The organism is Streptomyces sp. NPDC056128 (assembly GCF_042263835.1).
In the GTDB taxonomy this organism is placed as follows: Bacteria; Actinomycetota; Actinomycetes; order Streptomycetales; family Streptomycetaceae; genus Streptomyces.
The window spans coordinates 126524-143286 of record NZ_JBHJVQ010000017.1; the positions used below are offsets into that span (position 1 = coordinate 126524).

Annotated in this window: 16 protein-coding genes and 1 rRNA gene; 4 read left to right on the forward strand and 13 right to left on the reverse strand. The window is 74.5% G+C overall.

The genetic code is table 11. From position 1 onward, the window contains the following. Nucleotides 1-1013, reverse strand: a 1013-nt coding sequence (locus tag ACFC1X_RS26960) for an LLM class F420-dependent oxidoreductase (protein ID WP_376357849.1), incomplete at its 3' end; no start/stop codon positions are given. A gap of 91 nt (nucleotides 1014-1104) precedes the next feature. Here ACFC1X_RS26960 and ACFC1X_RS26965 point away from each other — a divergent pair. Then, entirely contained in the window at nucleotides 1105-2751 is a 1647-nt protein-coding gene (locus tag ACFC1X_RS26965; RefSeq protein WP_376357852.1) for a PucR family transcriptional regulator, read from the forward strand. On the opposite strand, the gene ACFC1X_RS26970 is transcribed toward ACFC1X_RS26965, so the two are convergent. The 6 genes from ACFC1X_RS26970 to ACFC1X_RS26995 all read right to left on the reverse strand — a co-directional run bounded on the left by ACFC1X_RS26970 (nucleotide 2748) and on the right by ACFC1X_RS26995 (nucleotide 8792). Then, the gene (locus tag ACFC1X_RS26970; protein ID WP_376357854.1) at nucleotides 2748-3896 is read right to left on the reverse strand and encodes a glycosyltransferase family 4 protein; all 1149 of its coding nucleotides are present in this window, start codon (nucleotides 3894-3896) and stop codon (nucleotides 2748-2750) included. The genes ACFC1X_RS26965 and ACFC1X_RS26970 overlap by 4 nt on opposite strands. A gap of 187 nt (nucleotides 3897-4083) precedes the next feature. Then, nucleotides 4084-4842, reverse strand: coding sequence for a hypothetical protein (locus ACFC1X_RS26975; RefSeq protein ID WP_376357856.1), 759 nt, complete (start codon nucleotides 4840-4842; stop codon nucleotides 4084-4086). A gap of 33 nt (nucleotides 4843-4875) precedes the next feature. Beyond that, nucleotides 4876-6594: a DNA repair protein RecN gene (gene recN / locus ACFC1X_RS26980; RefSeq protein WP_376357887.1), complete on the reverse strand. Its 1719-nt coding sequence runs from the start codon at nucleotides 6592-6594 to the stop codon at nucleotides 4876-4878. A 164-nt stretch (nucleotides 6595-6758) separates the two neighbouring features. After that, nucleotides 6759-7664: an NAD kinase gene (locus ACFC1X_RS26985; protein WP_307010954.1), complete on the reverse strand. Its 906-nt coding sequence runs from the start codon at nucleotides 7662-7664 to the stop codon at nucleotides 6759-6761. Further along, nucleotides 7661-8476 (reverse strand): hemolysin, encoded by an 816-nt coding sequence (locus tag ACFC1X_RS26990; RefSeq protein ID WP_376357859.1) that lies wholly within the window; start codon nucleotides 8474-8476, stop codon nucleotides 7661-7663. The genes ACFC1X_RS26985 and ACFC1X_RS26990 overlap by 4 nt, the downstream gene beginning before the upstream one ends. Nucleotides 8477-8483: 7 nt before the next feature. After that, on the reverse strand, nucleotides 8484-8792 hold the full coding sequence (locus ACFC1X_RS26995) for a hypothetical protein (RefSeq protein ID WP_376357861.1): 309 nt from the start codon (nucleotides 8790-8792) through the stop codon (nucleotides 8484-8486). Nucleotides 8793-8834: 42 nt separating this feature from the next. Between ACFC1X_RS26995 and ACFC1X_RS27000 the strand changes: the two genes are divergently transcribed. After that, complete coding sequence (locus ACFC1X_RS27000; protein ID WP_376357864.1) at nucleotides 8835-9182, forward strand: SCP2 sterol-binding domain-containing protein; 348 nt, start codon at nucleotides 8835-8837, stop codon at nucleotides 9180-9182. Here ACFC1X_RS27000 and ACFC1X_RS27005 read toward each other — a convergent pair. The 4 genes from ACFC1X_RS27005 to ACFC1X_RS27020 form a co-directional block, all read right to left on the reverse strand. After that, nucleotides 9166-10065 carry an ABC transporter ATP-binding protein gene (locus ACFC1X_RS27005; RefSeq protein ID WP_376357867.1) on the reverse strand — a complete coding sequence of 300 codons (900 nt, stop codon included), beginning with the start codon at nucleotides 10063-10065 and terminating at the stop codon, nucleotides 9166-9168. The genes ACFC1X_RS27000 and ACFC1X_RS27005 overlap by 17 nt on opposite strands. Further along, nucleotides 10062-11099, reverse strand: a complete 1038-nt coding sequence (locus ACFC1X_RS27010; protein WP_376357890.1) for a FecCD family ABC transporter permease — start codon at nucleotides 11097-11099, stop codon at nucleotides 10062-10064. Before ACFC1X_RS27010 ends, ACFC1X_RS27005 begins: the two co-directional genes overlap by 4 nt. A 77-nt stretch (nucleotides 11100-11176) precedes the next feature. Then, nucleotides 11177-12223, reverse strand: coding sequence for a FecCD family ABC transporter permease (locus tag ACFC1X_RS27015; protein ID WP_376357870.1), 1047 nt, complete (start codon nucleotides 12221-12223; stop codon nucleotides 11177-11179). Between the two features lie 72 nt (nucleotides 12224-12295). Continuing rightward, nucleotides 12296-13327, reverse strand: a complete 1032-nt coding sequence (locus tag ACFC1X_RS27020; protein WP_376357873.1) for an HAD hydrolase-like protein — start codon at nucleotides 13325-13327, stop codon at nucleotides 12296-12298. Between the two features lie 72 nt (nucleotides 13328-13399). Between ACFC1X_RS27020 and ACFC1X_RS27025 the strand changes: the two genes are divergently transcribed. Continuing rightward, nucleotides 13400-14692 (forward strand): DUF1015 domain-containing protein, encoded by a 1293-nt coding sequence (locus ACFC1X_RS27025; RefSeq protein WP_376357875.1) that lies wholly within the window; start codon nucleotides 13400-13402, stop codon nucleotides 14690-14692. A 49-nt stretch (nucleotides 14693-14741) separates the two neighbouring features. Here the strand turns inward: ACFC1X_RS27025 and ACFC1X_RS27030 are convergent, their stop codons facing one another. Beyond that, the gene (locus ACFC1X_RS27030) at nucleotides 14742-15488 is read right to left on the reverse strand and encodes a hypothetical protein (RefSeq protein ID WP_376357893.1); all 747 of its coding nucleotides are present in this window, start codon (nucleotides 15486-15488) and stop codon (nucleotides 14742-14744) included. Between the two features lie 63 nt (nucleotides 15489-15551). Between ACFC1X_RS27030 and ACFC1X_RS27035 the strand changes: the two genes are divergently transcribed. Next, the gene (locus tag ACFC1X_RS27035) at nucleotides 15552-16640 is read left to right on the forward strand and encodes a hypothetical protein (protein ID WP_376357896.1); all 1089 of its coding nucleotides are present in this window, start codon (nucleotides 15552-15554) and stop codon (nucleotides 16638-16640) included. Between the two features lie 32 nt (nucleotides 16641-16672). On the opposite strand, the gene rrf is transcribed toward ACFC1X_RS27035, so the two are convergent. Beyond that, nucleotides 16673-16763: ribosomal RNA gene (gene rrf, locus ACFC1X_RS27040) — 5S ribosomal RNA — on the reverse strand; the annotation flags it as partial.

Here is a 16763-nt window from a genome sequence, read left to right on the forward strand (position 1 = left end):
GGGGGGTGGGGGGCTTTACCTTCTCGGCGGGGGGGGGGGGGGGGGTGTGGGGTGGCGCCCCCCCCCCCCAACGCCGTCAGCGTCCGTTCGCCGCCCGGGTCGCCCACGGTGGCCGGTACCAGGGCGATCTCGTCCAGGCCCGCCTCGGCGTACTCGTCCATCCGGGCCCGCACGGTGTCGGGGCCGCCGATGAGGCCCACCGTGGCCGCCGCCTCCGTCGGGAGCGCTCGCAGCAGGGTGTCGGGGTCGGCTCCGGTGCGGGCCAGCGCGACCGCCTCGCCGAAGCCGGCCGCCTCGAACATCTCGCGGTAGCCGGGCACGGTGAGGTAGCCCACGACGCTGCGCATCACCTGGGTGAGCGAGGCGGGGTCGGGGTCGACGGCGGCGGGCACCCAGGCGGCCAGCGTCGGCGGGGTGCGGCCTGCCTCCTCGGCCGCCGCGAGCAGCTTGGCGCGCAGCACGCGGACCTGCTCGGGCGAGACCACGTCGAGCAGCATCCGGTCGGCGTACCGGGCGGCGACGGCGATCGCGCGGTCGCCGAAGGCCGCCACGGTGAGCGGGCCGCCCGGGGGCCGGTGCCGGCGCGTGAAGCCGCTGCCGGGCACGACGGGCTCTCCGGGCACCCCGTGGAGCAGGTCCCGCAGGGCGGCGGCGGTCTCCTCCAGCACGGCCGCCGGCCGCTCGCGGACCCTGCCGTGCACGCCTTCGACCACGCGCTTGCTGGACGTGCCGAGGGCCACGCCGACCGGTCGTCCGGTGACCGTGGCCACCGACGCGGCGCCCCGCGCGATGCCGTACGGGTCGCGCACCGACACGGCGACCGGCCCGGCGGTGAGCGCGATCCGACCGGTGCCGGCCCCGACGGCGGCGGCCAGCACGAACGCGTCCCAGGTCGGTCCCTCCCCCAGCCACACCTCGGGATAGCCCAGCCGGTCGGCGCACACCGCCACCCGCAAGGGCTCGTCGGGGGAACTGTCGTCCTCGCGTGCGGCGGCCACCGCGGTGATCTTCATGCCGGGTGCCCTACCCGGCCGCCGCGCCGCCAACCGGGTGTCCGCGGCCCGCGGATGTCCCGGGGGTGCCCCGGCGGGTAGCGTCCGGGACATGGACAGCGGCAGGAACAGCGGATTCGACACCCAGGGCGCCGGTATCACCGTGCAGCGGGCACTGGAACTGCCCGGGCTGCGCAGCGGCCTGCCGGAGATCCTGGCGGGCGCCGACCGGCTGCACCGCACCGTGCGCTGGGTGCACGCCGGCGAGGTGCCGAACATCGCCTCGCTCCTCAAGGGCGGCGAGCTGCTGCTGACCACGGGGTACGGCCTGGGCACCCGCCCCGCCGAGCAGCGGGCGTTCGTCCGCACGCTGGCCGAGCGCGGCATCGCGGCCCTCGTCGTCGAACTGGGCCCGCGTTTCGCCCGGCTGCCCGCGGCCCTCGTCGACACCGCCCGGACGGCCGGTCTTCCGCTGGTCCAGCTGCACCGCGAGGTGCCGTTCGTGACGGTCACCGAAGAGATCCACACCGAGATCGTCAACGGCCACTACGCGCTGCTGCAGCGGGCCGAGGAGGTGCACCGCCGGTGCACCCGGGCCCTGCTGGGCGGCGGCGGAGTCCCCCAGGTGCTGGGCATCCTGGCCGACTTCGGCGACAACCCGGTCTTCCTGGAGACCACCGACGGCCGCCTGCTGTACGCCGCCGGTTCCGGACCCGAGGGGGCCGACCCGCTCCAGGTGTGGGAGGGGCTGCGCGGCCCGCACAAGGACGCGCCGCCGCCGGCCGGCTCGGTCCTGGTGGACGTGCCCGGCGGCGGTCCCGGCGCCGGGTCGGTGCGGGCGCGGCTGGTGCTGCTGCCGGTGCGCTCCCCGCTGGCGCCGGTGCACCGGATGGCGGCGGAGCGGGCGGCGGGCAGCCTCGCCGTGGTGCTGATGCAGGCGCGGCAGGAGGAGGAGTTGGCGGCGCGCGGGCGCGGCGACTTCCTCAGCGACCTCGCCGAGGGCCGGGTCACGGCGGAGGACGCTCCGGCTCAGGCGCGCGTCCTGGGCTTCAAGCCGGGTGACGGTCCGCTGCTCCCGGTGGTGATGCGGCTCGGCGACGCCCTGTCACCGGCCGGCGGCGGCTGGGCGGTGCTGGCCCGCGCCGTCGCCGAGGAGCTGGCGTCGGTGGGGGTGCCGGTGCTGCTGGGCGTACGGCCGGTGGAGGGCCGGGTGCCGCTGCTGCTGGGGCTGCGTTCGGAGTCGGAGCGGGCGGCGGTCGCGGACCGGGTCGCGGCGGCGCTGCGGGCGGGCGTGGAGCGGGCCGGGATGCAGCGGCCGGGGGCGCAGCCGCCCGTCGTGGTCGTCGGGGTGGCCGGCGGCTGGGCGGCGGCGTCGGCGAGCCTGCGGCACGCGGCGGAGACGGCGACCGCGGCGCAGGGGCTGACCGACCGGCCCTGGTACGACGCGCGACGCCTCGACATCGACCTGCTGCTGTGGCGGCTGCGCGACCATCCGGACCTCGCGGCCTTCGTGGACCGGGCGATCGGCCCGCTGCGCGACCACGACGACCGCTCGAAGCCGCCCCTGCTGCCCACGCTCCAGACGTACCTGGCGCACGCCGGCCGGAAGGCGGAGACGGCGCGCGAACTCCACCTCAACCGGCAGACGCTCTACAACCGGCTGGCGCGGATCGGGGAGTTGCTGGGCACGGACCTCGACGACCCGCAGACCGTACTGGCGCTGAGCCTGGCCCTGCGCGCCCGCCGGCACGTGCCCTAGAGCAGCGGCGTGGGCTGGGTCAGCTCGTCGTAGACGCTGAGGACCTGGGCGACGGTCTCGTCCTCGGTCGGCCAGGTGGCCGCCTGCCGCACGCCCCGCGCCCGGAGTTCGTCCCGCCGGCCGGGGTCGCCGAGCAGGCGGACGACGGCGTCGGCCAGCCCTTCCGCGTCCCCGGCCGGGACGAGTTCGGCGGCGTCGCCGACGAGTTCGGGGATGCCGCCCACCTCGGCGGCGACGAGCGGCACGCACGCGTGGAGCGCCTCCTGGGCGAGCACGGAGCGCCCCGTCTCCCGGCGGGCCGGCAGCAGCGCGAGGTCGGCGGCCGCCAGCAGGTCGGGGACGTCGTCGCGGCGGCCGGCGAGCAGCACCGGCAGCCCTTCGCTCTCGATCCGCCCCTGCAGCTCCGCGCGCAGCGGCCCCTCCCCCGCGACGACGACCAGCGGTGCGGGATCCAGGCGGCGCCACACCCGCGCGGCGTCGAGCAGGACGTCGTACCCCCGGTGCCACTCCAGGGAACCGACCGCGACGAGCAAGGGGCGTTCCACCGCGCCGAGTTCGGCCCTCAGCTTCGGGCGCAGCCGGTCGGGGTCCTCGGGTCCGGCCGGGTTTCCCGGTCGGACGGGGAGCGCCACGGGGCCGAGCCGGGCGTCCCGCGCGCCGGTCCGCCGGGCCCCGTCGACCAGCCCCGAGGTGGTGCCGAGGACGACGGTGGCGGCCTTCATCACCCGCCGCTCCAGTGCCCGCAGCAGGTGGGCACGCGCGCCCTCGGCGTACGCGCGGTCGTGCCAGGTGACGACGAGCGGGGTGCGCACCCGTCGTCCGCCCAGGGCCAGCACCGCGCGGAAGGAGGCGTGCAGTCCGTGCGCGTGCACCAGGTCGGCGTCCGCGCACACCGCCCGCAGCGCGGCCACCGAGACGGGATCGCTGCTGCGCGGCACGTGCACGTGCTCGGCCCCGGTGCCCGTGAAGTCGTAGGTGCACTCCGCATCGGAGGGGGCGCACACCGTGACCTTCACGCCCCTGGCGACGAGCCCCGCGGCCAGTGAACGCACGTGCGCGCTGCTGCCGGCGTTGCCGCCGCCCAGCACCTGCACGGTGCGCAGCGGCGACTGGCCGTGCGGTGAGTGGCTGCTCACGGGGGTCACCTGGCCGGGGCTCCTGGTTCGGCGGGGGTGGGACACGAAGAACGTACAGAACGATGGTGCGGAGGGTGTGCGCCGCGCGTCGTGCCGCGCGTCACTCCGTCAAGGATGCCAGGCCGTACGGGTGTTCCGGGAACGACGGCCGCCGCGGGCGGTCGACGACCGGGGCAACGGAACGGCACCGGTTCACTCACACGAGTGAACGGCGCGGGGCGACCGCCAGCTCACCGCGGACCGCCGCGGCCACGAGCGCGACCGCGTGCGCGGCGACCATGGCCCGCCCGCCCGCGGCCACCACCGCGACGCCGAGGGCCGCGCCCAGCGCGTGTGCTCCCGTGTCCCCGAGCATGGTGCGCTCGGCGACGTCGTCGGGCAGCACGGCCGCCGCCGCACCCATTGCCACGGCCGCCGTCTCCGCCCCGGGGCCCGCGCGCAGCAGCCCCGGCGCCCCGAGCGCGAGGACCGCCGCACCGGCCCGCCCCGGGCGTACGTCCAGGAGGTTGACGAAGTGCGCGGCCCCGGCGATGACGACACCGGCCAGCACCCGGTCCAGAGGCCGCTCCTTCAGCACCGCCCCCGCCGCGAGCGCGGCCGCGGAGACGCCGAACAGCTTGACCGCCCCGCCGGTGACCTCGCCGTCCCGCAACGCCGTCAGATGCGCCCGGAACCCGCGCCGGGCGTCTCCTGCGCCCGCCACGTCGTCGTAGGCCCCGCAGGCACCGGCCGCGAGCACGGCGAGCCCGGCGGCGGGCCGCACCCTCGCCGTGCCGACCGCCGCCGCCAGGGCGCAGGCGGGCCCGGCGTACAGGTCCACGGTCCGCCCGGCATGGTTCGCGCGCTCCCAGCGTTCCCGGCCGCCCGGTGCCACGGCGCGCAGCGCGGTCAGGCCGGTCCGGGCGAGACCGGCGGCGAGGGCGAAGGAGGCGGTGCGGCCGCGGCGGTTGATCATCCGGACACCCTACGGGCGTCCGGAACCCTGCCTCTACGCGTCCGCACGAGCCGTTTCGAGCAGTTCCTCCGCGTGTGCCCGTGCCGTCTCCGAGTCCTCCTGGCCGGCCAGCATCCGGGACAGTTCGCGGATCCGCTCCTCGCCCTCCAGGACCTTCACGCCGGAGCGGGTCACGGAGCCGTCGTTCGTCTTCTCCACCAGCAGCTGCCGGTCGGCGAACGCGGCCACCTGCGGCAGATGGGTGACGACCACGACCTGCGCGCTCTTCGCGAGCCGCGCGAGCCGACGGCCGATCTCCACCGCCGCCTTGCCACCGACACCGGCGTCGACCTCGTCGAAGAGGTAGGTCGGCACCGGGTCGGTGCCCGCGAACACGACCTCCACGGCCAGCATCACGCGCGACAGCTCACCGCCGGACGCGCCCTTGGCGATCGGCCGCGGCGGCGCCCCCGGGTGCGGGGCGAGCAGCAGCTCGACCTCGTCGGCACCGGACGGCCCGTACGCGACCGTGCGTCCGCCGACCTCGACGCCCTCAGGGTCCTCGGTCTGCCGGATCTCGAACGACACGCGCGCGTGGGGCATGGCGAGCGAGGCCAGCTCGGCGGTCACCGCGGCGGCGAACCGCTCGGCGGCCTCCGTCCGCGCGTCCGACAGCGCCTGCGCCAGCCCGCCCAGTTCCGCCCGCAGCGCGTCCCGTTCGGCGGTCAGTTCGCCGATCCGCTCGTCGTCGCCGTCCAGCTCGGTCAGCCGCGCGGCACTCTGCTCGGACCAGGCGAGCACGGTGGCGACGTCCTCGCCGTACTTCCGGGTCAGCGCGGTGAGCGCGGCCCGCCGCTCCTCGACCGCGGCGAGCCGCAGCGGATCGGCGTCCAGGTCGTCCGCGTACCCCGCCAGTTCCCCGGCCACGTCCCGCAGCAGGATGCCGACCTCGCCGATCCGCTCGGCGAGCGCGGCCAGCGCCGGGTCGTGCGACCGTACGGCGTCCAGGGCCCGCTGCGCGCCCGCGACGAGGGTCGCCGCGTCGACGCCCTCGGGGTCCTCCGGGTTGCCCGCCAGGGCGGCGTGGGCGGCCGTGGCGGCCGAGGCGAGCGCCTCGGCGTGTCCCAGCCGCTCGGCCTCCTCGGCCAGCTCGACGTCCTCACCGGCACGCGGCTCGACGGCTGCGACCTCGTCGAGGCCGTAGCGCAGCAGGTCGGCCTCCTGGGCGCGCTCACGCGCGCGGGTGGTGATCTCGTCCAGTTCGGTGGCGACGGCCCGCAGCCGCCGGTAGGCCCCGGCGTACTTGTCGAGGGGCCCGGCGACCGCGTCACCCGCGTACCGGTCGAGCGCCTGCCGTTGCCGGGACAGTTTGAGCAGCCCCTGCTGGTCGGTCTGCCCGTGCACCGCCACCAGTTCGTCGGCCAGCTCGGCGAGCATCCCCACGGGCACGGACCGCCCGCCCAGATGCGCCCGCGAGCGCCCCTCGGCGGAGACGGTACGGCTGATCAGCAGCGCCCCGTCGTCCAGCTCGGCCCCGGCCTCCTCGGCCCGGACGGCGGCAGCGGCACCCCCGGGCACGGCGATCCGCCCCTCGACGACCGCGCTCTTCGCCCCGATCCGCACCAGCGCGGCGTCCGCGCGCCCGCCCAGCAGCAGCCCGAGGCTGGTGACCACCATGGTCTTACCGGCACCCGTCTCACCGGTGACAGCGGTGAACCCGGGCGACAACTCGACCACGGCGTCGTCGATGACTCCGAGCGACCGTATCCGCATCTCCTCAAGCACGGACACGACCTTACGAGGTCGAGGCCGGGGAGCGCACACAGGCCGCTCATGTGACGCCGGGCAGGGTATGCCGCCCAGGGGCGCGGGGAACTGCGCGACCAGCCACGACGCACCCGCGGCCCGCGACGCACCGAACCACCCCATCGAGTCCGCTAGTGCGGCGCCCCGCGCCACCCGGACACGGGCAACGCGAACTTCGCCACCAGCCGGTCGGTGAACGACGCATGGTGCAACCGAGCCAACCGCACCGGCACCGCCCCCCGCCGAACCTCCACCCGCGCCCCCGGCGGCAACTCCACCGTCCGCCGCCCGTCACACCACAACACCCCCGGCGGAATATGAGGCAGCACCTCCACCGCGAGCACCGAATCCGGCGAGGTCACCAACGGCTTCGCGAACAGCGCGTGCGCACTGATCGGCACCATCAGCAGCGCCTCCACCTCGGGCCACACCACCGGCCCGCCGGCCGAGAAGGCGTACGCCGTCGACCCGGTCGGCGTCGACAGCACGATGCCGTCGCAGCCGAACCCGGTCACCGGCCGCCCGTCGATCTCCAGTACGACTTCCAGCAGCTTCTCGGCGCCGGCCTTCTGCACGGCGGCCTCGTTCAGCGCCCAGTCGGTGTGCACGATGTCGCCGTTGCGGTGCACGACGACGTCGACGGTCATCCGCTCCTCGACCTCGTAGGCCCGGCTCACCACCCGGTCGACGACCTTGTCGAGGTCGTCCCGCTCGGCCTCGGCGAGGAAGCCGACCCGCCCGAGGTTGACCCCGAGCATCGGCACGCCGGAGGCGCGGGCGAACTCGGCGCCGCGCAGCAGCGTGCCGTCGCCGCCGAGGACGATCAGCAGCTCGCACCCGTCGAGGCACTGCGGAGTGGCCTCGCCGACCAGCTCGACCTCACCCGGCAGGGGGAGGTCCCGCGCCTCGGCCTCCAGGACCCGTACCCCGATCCCGGCCCGCAGCAGCCCCTTGACCACCAGCTCCGCGCTGCGGATGGCGGCGGGGCGCCCGGTGTGGGCGAGCAGGAAAACAGTACGAGCTCGGTTCTGTGTCAACGCGGCCCCTCCGCCACTGCACGGTCAACGTCGGCCGGGTCCAGTGCGCCGGCCCCGGCCCGCAGCCACAGAAAATACTCGACGTTCCCGGAGGGACCCGGCAGCGGACTGGCGGTGACCCCCTTCACACCGAGCCCCAGTTCCCAGGCCCTGTGGGCGACTCCCCGCACGGCCTCGGCCCGCAGCTGCGCACTGCGTACCACTCCCCCGCTGCCCAGCCGCTCCTTGCCCACCTCGAACTGCGGCTTCACCATCATCACCAGGTCGGCGTCCGGCCGGGTGCACCGCGCCAGGGCGGGCAGCACCAGTCCGAGCGGGATGAAGGACAGATCCCCCACGACAAGATCCACGGGCTCCCCATCGATCGCTTCGAGCGTCAACTCGCGTACGTTCGTACGGTCCTTGACGGTGACGCGTTCATCCTGCCGGAGACTCCAGGCGAGTTGTCCGTATCCCACGTCCACGGCGACGACGTGCGCGGCGCCCGCCCGCAGCAGTACGTCGGTGAAGCCGCCGGTGGAGGCGCCGGCGTCCAGCGCGCGGCGGCCCCCGACGACGAGGCCCCGCGGCCCGAACGCCGCGAGGGCGCCGGCGAGCTTGTGGCCGCCGCGCGAGACGTAGTCGGGATCGCCGTCGTCGTCGGTGACCACGATCGCGGCGGCCGTCTCCACCTGCGTGGCGGGCTTGGTCGCGACGGTCTTGCCGACGGAGACCCGCCCGGCGGCGATCAGCTGGCTGGCGTGCTCGCGCGAGCGCGCCAGTCTGCGGCGGACCAGCTCCGCGTCGAGACGGCGGCGTGCGACTCCTGCCACGTTCGGTTCAGCTCCTGCGGTCGTACGGTGATGGCGGCGACGGGGGCGCCGGGGGTCCCGGGCGGGTGTCGAGCGCGGTGAGCGCGTCGCGCAGCCCCCGGTGTACATCCTCGTACACCTCGACATGTCCGTCCGTGGCCAGGTGGTCGGCGTCGGCCAGCCGCGCCAGTCGGGCGTCGACCTCGGCGTTGCCGGTCGGGGTGCGGGGGACGCCCAGCGGGGAGGGGTCCGCGGGCTCGTACCCGGACTCCGCCTCCTGGGGCTCCGGCCCGCCCCCGTTCTCCTGGACCGCCGGCTCCGGTACTGCGTCGCTCATGCCCCGACGCTACCGCGTACCGCTGGGGTACGGTTCGTCCCGATGGCGACGACTGAGGAGTGCCGCGCCGCACTCGACAAGCTCTCGGACAACATGCGGGGCGCCGAAGGGGACGCGCGGTCGGCCGCCGCGCTGGACCGCTCGGTGAGCTGCCACATCACCGACCTGGACGTCACCTTCGCCGGACGCATGGCGGACGGCGGGATCGACGTGCGCGAGACCCTGGCGGGGCCCCCGCGCGAGAAGGCCGAGATCAGGCTGGCGATGACCGGCGACGACCTGGTGGCGCTGGTCGCCGGCGAGCTGAACTTCGCCAAGGCCTGGGGCTCGGGCCGGGTGAGGCTGGAGGCGGGCCTGCGCGACCTGTTCCGGCTCAGGAAGCTTCTGTAGCCGCCACCTTCTGGGCCGCCCTGCCGAGCTGGGTACCGCCCGCGCCCCGCGCCTTGCGCGCGGCCGGCACCACCAGCGGCGTCCCCGTCTCCGGGTCGTCGATGACCTGGCAGCGCAGCCCGAAGACCCGCTCGACGAGGTCGGCCGTGACGATGTCCCTCGGCGCGCCCTCAGCGATGATCTCCCCCTCGCGCAGCGCGATGAGGTGGGTGGCGTACCGGGCGGCGTGGTTGAGGTCGTGCAGGACCGCCACGAGCGTGCGGCCCTGCTCCTCGTGGAGTTCGGCGCACAGGTCGAGGACGTCGATCTGGTGCTGGATGTCCAGGTATGTCGTCGGCTCGTCGAGGAGCAGCAGCGGGGTCTGCTGGGCGAGCGCCATGGCGATCCACACCCGCTGGCGCTGACCGCCGGAGAGCTCGTCGACGTAGCGCTCGGCGAGTTCCGAGATGCCGGTCTGCGCCATGGACTCCTGGACGACCCGCTCGTCCTCGGTCGACCACTGCCGCAGCAGACCCTGGTGCGGGTAGCGGCCGCGGCCGACGAGGTCGCCGACGGTGATCCCGTCGGGCGCGATGGACGACTGGGGCAGCAGACCGAGGGTCCGCGCGACCTGCTTGGCGGGCATCGACTGGATGACCGACCCGTCGAGGAGCACCCGGCCCTGGGTGGGCTTGAGCATCCGCGACAGGGCCCGCAGCAGGGTGGACTTGCCGCACGCGTTCGGGCCGACGATCACCGTGAAGGAGTTGTCGGGTATCTCCACCGACAACTGCTCCGCGATGACCCGCTGATCGTAGGCGAGGGTGACGTTCTCAGCGGTCAGGCGGTTCACGTTGCTCCTTTGGTTGTTCGGCCCACTGCGGGCACCGGCGCCGGCGCTCATATCCGGCCCGCCTTGCGCTCGGTGACCAGCAGCCACAGCAGGTAGACGCCGCCGAGTACGCCGGTGACCACGCCCACGGGCAGCTGGTCCGCGCCGAAGGCCCGCTGCGAGATCCAGTCGGCGCTCACCAGCAGCGCGGCGCCCATGCACAGGGAGGGCAGCAGGTTGGGGCCCGGCGAACGGGTCAGCCGCCGGGCCAGCTGCGGCGCGGTGAGCGCCACGAAGCTGACCGGGCCCGCGGCGGCCGTGGCGGCGGCGGTGAGCAGCACGGCGGCCACCATCAGCAGCGCGCGCACCCGCTCGACGCGCACACCGAGGGCGTACGAGACGTCGTCGCCCATCTCCATCATCCGCAGCGCCCGTCCGTTGCTCAGCACGAGCGGCACGAGCACGGCGCACAGCGCGAGCAGCGGCCAGACCTGCTCCCAGTCGCGGCCGTTGAGGGAGCCGGTCATCCAGACGACGGCGCGGGAGGCGTCGACGATGTCGGCCCGGGTGAGGAGGTAGCCGTTGACCGCCGTGACCATCGCGGACACGCCGATGCCCACCAGGACCAGCCGGTACCCGTGCACCCCCCGTTTCCAGGCGAGCAGATAGATGGCGGTGCCGGTCACCAGGCCGCCGGCGAGCGCGCCGAAGGTGACCTGGGCGGAGCTGCCGGAGAACAGGACGATCATGGTGAGCGCGCCGGCCGTCGCGCCCTGTCCGAGGCCGAGTACGTCCGGACTGCCGAGCGGGTTGCGGGAGATGGCCTGGAACAGCGCGCCGCCGACGCCGAGCGCGGCGCCGACCAGCAGTCCGACCAGGACCCGCGGCAGCCGCAGTTCGTTGACGATGAACTCCTGGCCGGCGTTGCCCTCGCCGGCCAGGGTCCGCAGCACGTCGGCGGCCGGTATCTCGAAGTCGCCGGTGCCGATCAGCACCACGCTCGCGGCGAGCGCGACGACCAGCAGCAGGGCGACGACGACCACGGCCCGCACGTCGAGGCGGAACGACAGGCCACCGGGGCCGCGGACGGATCGGTTGCTCTTCAAGGTCTTGGCGGTCTTGGAGGTCCTGGAGGTCTGGGCGTTCTTGGCGGTCTTCACGGTCCTCACGGTCTTCGCGGTCCTCACAGCTGGGCCGTCCTCCGCCGTCGTACGAGATAGATGAAGACCGGCCCGCCGAGGACGGCGGTGACGATGCCGACCTGGAGCTCCGCGGGCCGTGCGACGATCCGGCCGAGGACGTCCGCGCCCAGCAGCAGCACGGGCGACAGGATCGCGGCGTACGGCAGGATCCAGCGCAGGTCGGGCCCGGTGAAGGAGCGGACGATGTGCGGGACCATCAGGCCGACGAACACGATCGGCCCGCAGGCCGCGGTCGCCGCCCCGCACAGCACGGTCGCGGCGAGCATGGCCAGCGCCCGGGTGCGGTTCAGATTGGCGCCGAGGGCCTTGGCGGTGTCGTCGCCCATCTCCATGGCGTTGAGCGGCCGGGCGAGCGCGAGCGCGAGGATCGTGCCCACGCCGAAGAACGGCAGCACTTCCATGATGGTGTCGTTGGTCGCCGAGGCGAGCGAACCCACCGTCCAGAAGCGCATCCTGCCCAGCGCCGCGTCATCCATGATCATCACGGCCTGGAGGTACCCGAACAGCGCGGCGCTGATCGCGGTGCCGGCCAGGACCAGCCGCACCGGCGTGGCCCCCCGGCTGCCGCCCAGGAACCAGACCAGCGCGCCGACCCCCGCCGCACCGGCGAAGGCGAACCAGACGTACCCGGTCAGCGAGGTGACGCCGAAGAAGGTGATGGCCGTGACGACCGCGGCCGAGGCTCCGGCGTTGATGCCGAGCAGTCCGGGGTCGGCCAGCGGATTGCGGGTGAGCGCCTGGAGCACCGCGCCCGCGAGGCCGAGCGCGGCGCCGGCCAGCAGACCGAGGACGGTCCGCGACTGACGCTCGCCGACCACGACGTCGCCGTAAGTGCCCGAGTCGTGGAACAGACCGTGCCAGACCTGCGCCAGGGACAGGTCCTTCGCACCGATCGCGATGCTCGCCAACACGATGGACACGAGCACGGCCACGGACACGGGCAGCCCTGCGGCACGCAGGACACGGCGCTTGGCGGGCGGCGCGGGGGCGGTCTCCGCGCGCTGTTCGGGGGGACTCTCGACCAACACGTTGGTTAGGCTAGCCTACCCTGCCAAGCGATCACGATCCCGTGGCGCGAGGCCGCCGCCCGGCCCGGTGGCTCACAGCCCCAGCCGCGCCAGCGCCTTCCCCGAGTCCAGGCCGCACCCTTCCTCCCCGCCGACCGTCCAGGCCGCGGCGCACAGCGCGCGCAGCCCGTCCAGCGCCTCGCCCTCGCCCGCCAGTTCCAGCCGGTCCTCGCCCGCCGTCGCCGTCCACCCGCCGCAGCGGAATCCGTCGTCCGCCTCCCCGGTGACCTCCGGCTGCCCGGTGAGCAGTCCGCGCAGATCCGCGTCGACGTACGTCGGCCGGTGCCGCGGCGGCGCGGACAGCAACTGCGCGCCGTCGGTCACGCCGGTCAGGACGAGCAGCGAGTCGACCTCCCCGTTGAACGCGCCCTCGATGTCCGTGTCCAGCCGGTCCCCGACCACCAACGGCCGCCGCGCGCCGGTCCGCAGGATCGTCTCCCGGTGCATGGGAGGCAACGGCTTCCCCGCGACCTGCGGCTCGGCGCCGGTCGCGATCCGCACGACCTCCACCGCCGCGCCGTTGCCCGGGGCGATTCCCCGGGCGCCCGGAATGGTGAGGTCCGTGTTGGACGCGTACCAGGGCACGCCCCGCGCGATGGCGTAGCACGCCTCGGCGAACCGCCCCCACGGCAGCTCGGGCCCGCCGTACCCCTGCACGACGGCCGCCGGGTCGTCCTCGGCGGACTCCACCGGTTCGAGGCCGCGTTCACGCAGCGCCACGCGCAGTCCCTCGCCCCCGATGACCAGCACCCGCGACCCCGACGGCACCTGTTCGGCGATCAGCCGGGCCACCGCCTGGGCGGACGTGATGACGTCGGCGGCGTCCGTCGCGATCCCCAGCTCGGTCAGGTGCTCGGCCACCGCGTCCGGCGTCCGCAGCGCGTTGTTCGTCACGTACGCCAGGTGCATGCCGCCGTCGCGGGCCACGGCGAGCGAGTCGACCGCGTGCGCGATCGCGTTCCCCCCGGCGTACACCACGCCGTCCAGGTCGAGCAGCGCCGTGTCGTACGCCTCGCTCAGGTGCCGCCCACTGCCCGCGGGCCTCGTCCTGACGCTCCGGCTCATTGCACATCGCTCCTCGTTCGACGCCTTTCCCCCGATCATCCCCCATGCCACCGACAGACGTACGATGCCGGGATGAACACTGCAGGTCACCCGGAAGCAACGGCGCACCGGGGCCTGGAACTCACCCCGTTCCGAGGCCTCCGCTACGACCCCGACCGGGTCGGCAGCCTGGCCGCCGTGACGTCCCCGCCCTACGACGTCGTGGTCCGCCCCGACGGCCTGCTGCACCTGGAGTCAGCCGACCCGCACAACATCGTCCGCCTGATCCTGCCCCAGGCCGCCACCGCGGAGGCGCGCCACGAACAGGCCGCCCAGACCCTGCGGCGCTGGCTGGCGGAGGGCGTCCTGACCACCGACCCCGAACCGGGCCTGTACGTCTACGAACAGCGCGACGGCGACGGTCTCCTGCAACGCGGCATCATCGGCGCCCTGCGCGTGTCGGACCCCGCCGAGCGGGTGGTCCTGCCGCACGAGGACGTCATGCCGCACGTCGTCGCAGACCGCGCGGCGCTCATGCGCGCCACCTGGACGAACCTCGAACCCCTGCTGCTGACCTACCGCGGCGACGACACCACGTCCGCCACGACCGCCCTCGTGGAACGCACCGCCGAACAGCCGCCGCTGCTCGCGACGACCACGGAGGACGGCTACCGCCACCGGCTGTGGTCGGTCACCGACCCCGACGCCGTGGCCCGGGTCCGTAGCGAGCTGGCACGGCACCAGGCCCTCATCGCGGACGGCCACCACCGCTGGGCGACCTACCGCACCCTCCGCGCGGAGCACCCCTCCCCCAGCGCGTGGGACCACGGCCTGGTCCTCCTGGTCGACACGGTCCGCTATCCGCTGCGGGTCCGCGCCATCCACCGCCTGCTGCACGACCTCCCGGTGAAGGACGCCGTCGCCGCCCTGGACGGCCACTTCCAGGTCCGCCGCCTGGTGACTCCGCTGGCCGAGTCCCTGGACACGCTGGCGAAGGCGGCCGACGCGGGCAACGCCTTCCTGCTCGCCGGCGACGGCGCCTTCCACCTCGTGGACCGCCCCGAACCCGGCCTGCTGGCCCGCACCGTCCCCACCGACCGGCCCGAGGCCTGGCGCACCCTGGACGCCACCGTCCTGCACACCACGCTCCTCGCCCACGTCTGGCACATCCCCGACGACTCGGCGGCCCACATCTCCTACATCCACGACACGGCGGCCACGGTCGAGAAGGCGGAACGCGACGGCGGTACGGCGGTGCTGATGCACCCGGTCCGCGAGGAGGTCGTCCGCGACCTGGCCCGGCAGGGCGTCACGATGCCCCGCAAGTCGACGTCCTTCGGCCCGAAGCCGGCCTCCGGTCTGGTGCTGCGCGCACTCGACGCGTAACGCGAAAGGGGCGGGACCGTACGCACGGTCCCGCCCCTTCGATGTCACGTCAGTCCTTGTCGCCGTCCTCGGCCTCGTCCTGAACGGCCGTGCTCTGCCCGGCGTCGTCCGCACCTTCGTCGAGGGCGTCCACGAAGTCCACGCCGTCCAGCTCGGCCAGCCGGTCGGAGGCGTCCGTGCTGCCGTCCCGGTCGGACTCCACGGCCTTCGCGAACCACTCCCGCGCCTCCTGCTCCCGGCCCGCGGCCAGCAGCGCGTCGGCGTAGGCGTACCGCAGCCGCGCGGTCCACGGCTGTACGGAGTTGGAGGCCAGCTCGGGGCTCTGCAGCGTCACGATGGCCGCGTCCAGCTGCCCCATGTCGCGCCGGGCGCCGGCCGCCACGAGGCGCATCTCGACCTGACCGGCCTTGTCCAGCTTGTGCACCTCGGGAGTGCCGGCCATGTCCAGCGCCTTCTCCGGACGGCCGAGCCCACGCTCGCAGTCGGCCATGACCGGCCACAGCTCCACGGACCCGGTCATCCGCCGCGCGGCACGGAACTCCGCCAGCGCCTCGCTGTACTTCTGGCTGGCGTACGCCGCGAAACCGGCGGCCTCCCGTACGGCGGCGACACGGGACGCCAGCCGCAGGGCCACCCTGGAGTAGCCGTACGCCCCCTCCGGGTCCTCGTCGAGCAGCCTGGCGACCATCACCAGGTTCCTGGCGACGTCCTCCGCGAGCGTCTTGGGCAGGCTCTGCAGCTCCTGCCGTACGTCCTTGTCGATCTCGTCGCCCGTGACCTCCTCGGGGATCGGCAGGCGCTTGATCGGCTCCCGGTCGCGGTCACGGTCCCGCTCCTCACGGAAGCGTCCACCGCCACCGTGCCGGTCGTCGCGTCCCCGGAAGCTTCCGGGCCGGCCGCCGCGGTCGTCCCGACGGGGCCCACGCCCACCGCGGTCGTCCCGGCCACGGAATCCCCCGCGGTCGCCGCCGCGGTCGTCCCGACGGAAGCCACCCCGGTCGCCCCGGTCGTCGCGACGGTCATCACGCCGGTCGTCCCGACGGTAGGCGGGACGGTCACCGCGGTCACCGCGGTCGTCACGGCGGAACGGGGGACGGTCGTCACGGCGGTCGTCGCGGCGATCATCCCGACGGTAGGAGGGACGATCACGGCGGTCGTCACGCCGGTCATCACGGCGATCGTCCCGGCGGTACGAGGGACGCTCGTCACGGCGCTCGTCGCGACGGTCATCACGCCGGTCGTCGCGCCGGTCGTCGCGACGGAACGAGGGACGGTCATCGCGCCGGTCATCCCGGCGGAACGAGGGACGATCACCGCGGTCGTCACGACGCGGTCCACGGTCACGGTCGTCACGACGCCCGTACCCGCCACCTCGGTTGTCACCTCGGTTGTCGTCGCGACGGAACGAAGGACGGTCATCGCGCCGGTCGTCCCGACGGAAGCCACCCCGCTGGCCGCCCCGGTCGTCACGACGGAACGAGGGACGGTCGCCCCGGTCGTCCCGGCGATCGTCACGTCGGTCATCTCGGCGATCGTCGCGCCGATCGTCTCGGCGGTCGTCGCGTCGGAAGGCAGGGCGATCGCCACGGTCACCGCGGTCGTCGCGGCGGAAGGAGGGACGGTCGTCGCGACGGAACCCGCGGTCACCGCCCCGATCGCGGTCATCGCGACGCGGCCCGCGGTCACGGTCGTCACGGCGGAAGCCGCCACCACGCTGCGCGCCGCGGTCACGGTCGTTGTCGCGACGGAAGCCGCCACGGTCTCCGCGCTGACCCCCACGGTCGCCGCGGTCACCACTGTCCCGGCGCCGCTGATCGCGCTCCGGTCGGTCGTCGGGAGAGTTGGTGGACATCGGGTGACTCCTGTCTTCGGTACCGCAAGTCATTCTCGCGCAGCCGGGTACCCGGTGCGCACTGGAAAAACGAAAGGACCCCTGGTCCCCAGCTGAACGCTGGGGACCAGGGGTCCTTCCCAAAGATTGTTCGGCGGCGTCCTACTCTCCCACAGGGTCCCCCCTGCAGTACCATCGGCGCTGTAAGGCTTAGCTTCCGGGTTCGGAATGTAACCGGGC

Coding starts and splice junctions, on each gene's coding strand:
- ACFC1X_RS27025 (WP_376357875.1), top strand. CDS start 13,400: ATGAACACTGCAGGTCACCCGGAAGCAACGGCGCACCGGGGCCTGGAA.
- ACFC1X_RS27000 (WP_376357864.1), top strand. CDS start 8,835: ATGGCGACGACTGAGGAGTGCCGCGCCGCACTCGACAAGCTCTCGGAC.
- ACFC1X_RS26995 (WP_376357861.1), bottom strand. CDS start 8,792: ATGAGCGACGCAGTACCGGAGCCGGCGGTCCAGGAGAACGGGGGCGGG.
- ACFC1X_RS27005 (WP_376357867.1), bottom strand. CDS start 10,065: ATGAGCGCCGGCGCCGGTGCCCGCAGTGGGCCGAACAACCAAAGGAGC.
- ACFC1X_RS26965 (WP_376357852.1), top strand. CDS start 1,105: ATGGACAGCGGCAGGAACAGCGGATTCGACACCCAGGGCGCCGGTATC.
- recN (WP_376357887.1), bottom strand. CDS start 6,594: ATGCGGATACGGTCGCTCGGAGTCATCGACGACGCCGTGGTCGAGTTG.
- ACFC1X_RS27020 (WP_376357873.1), bottom strand. CDS start 13,327: ATGAGCCGGAGCGTCAGGACGAGGCCCGCGGGCAGTGGGCGGCACCTG.
- ACFC1X_RS26975 (WP_376357856.1), bottom strand. CDS start 4,842: ATGATCAACCGCCGCGGCCGCACCGCCTCCTTCGCCCTCGCCGCCGGT.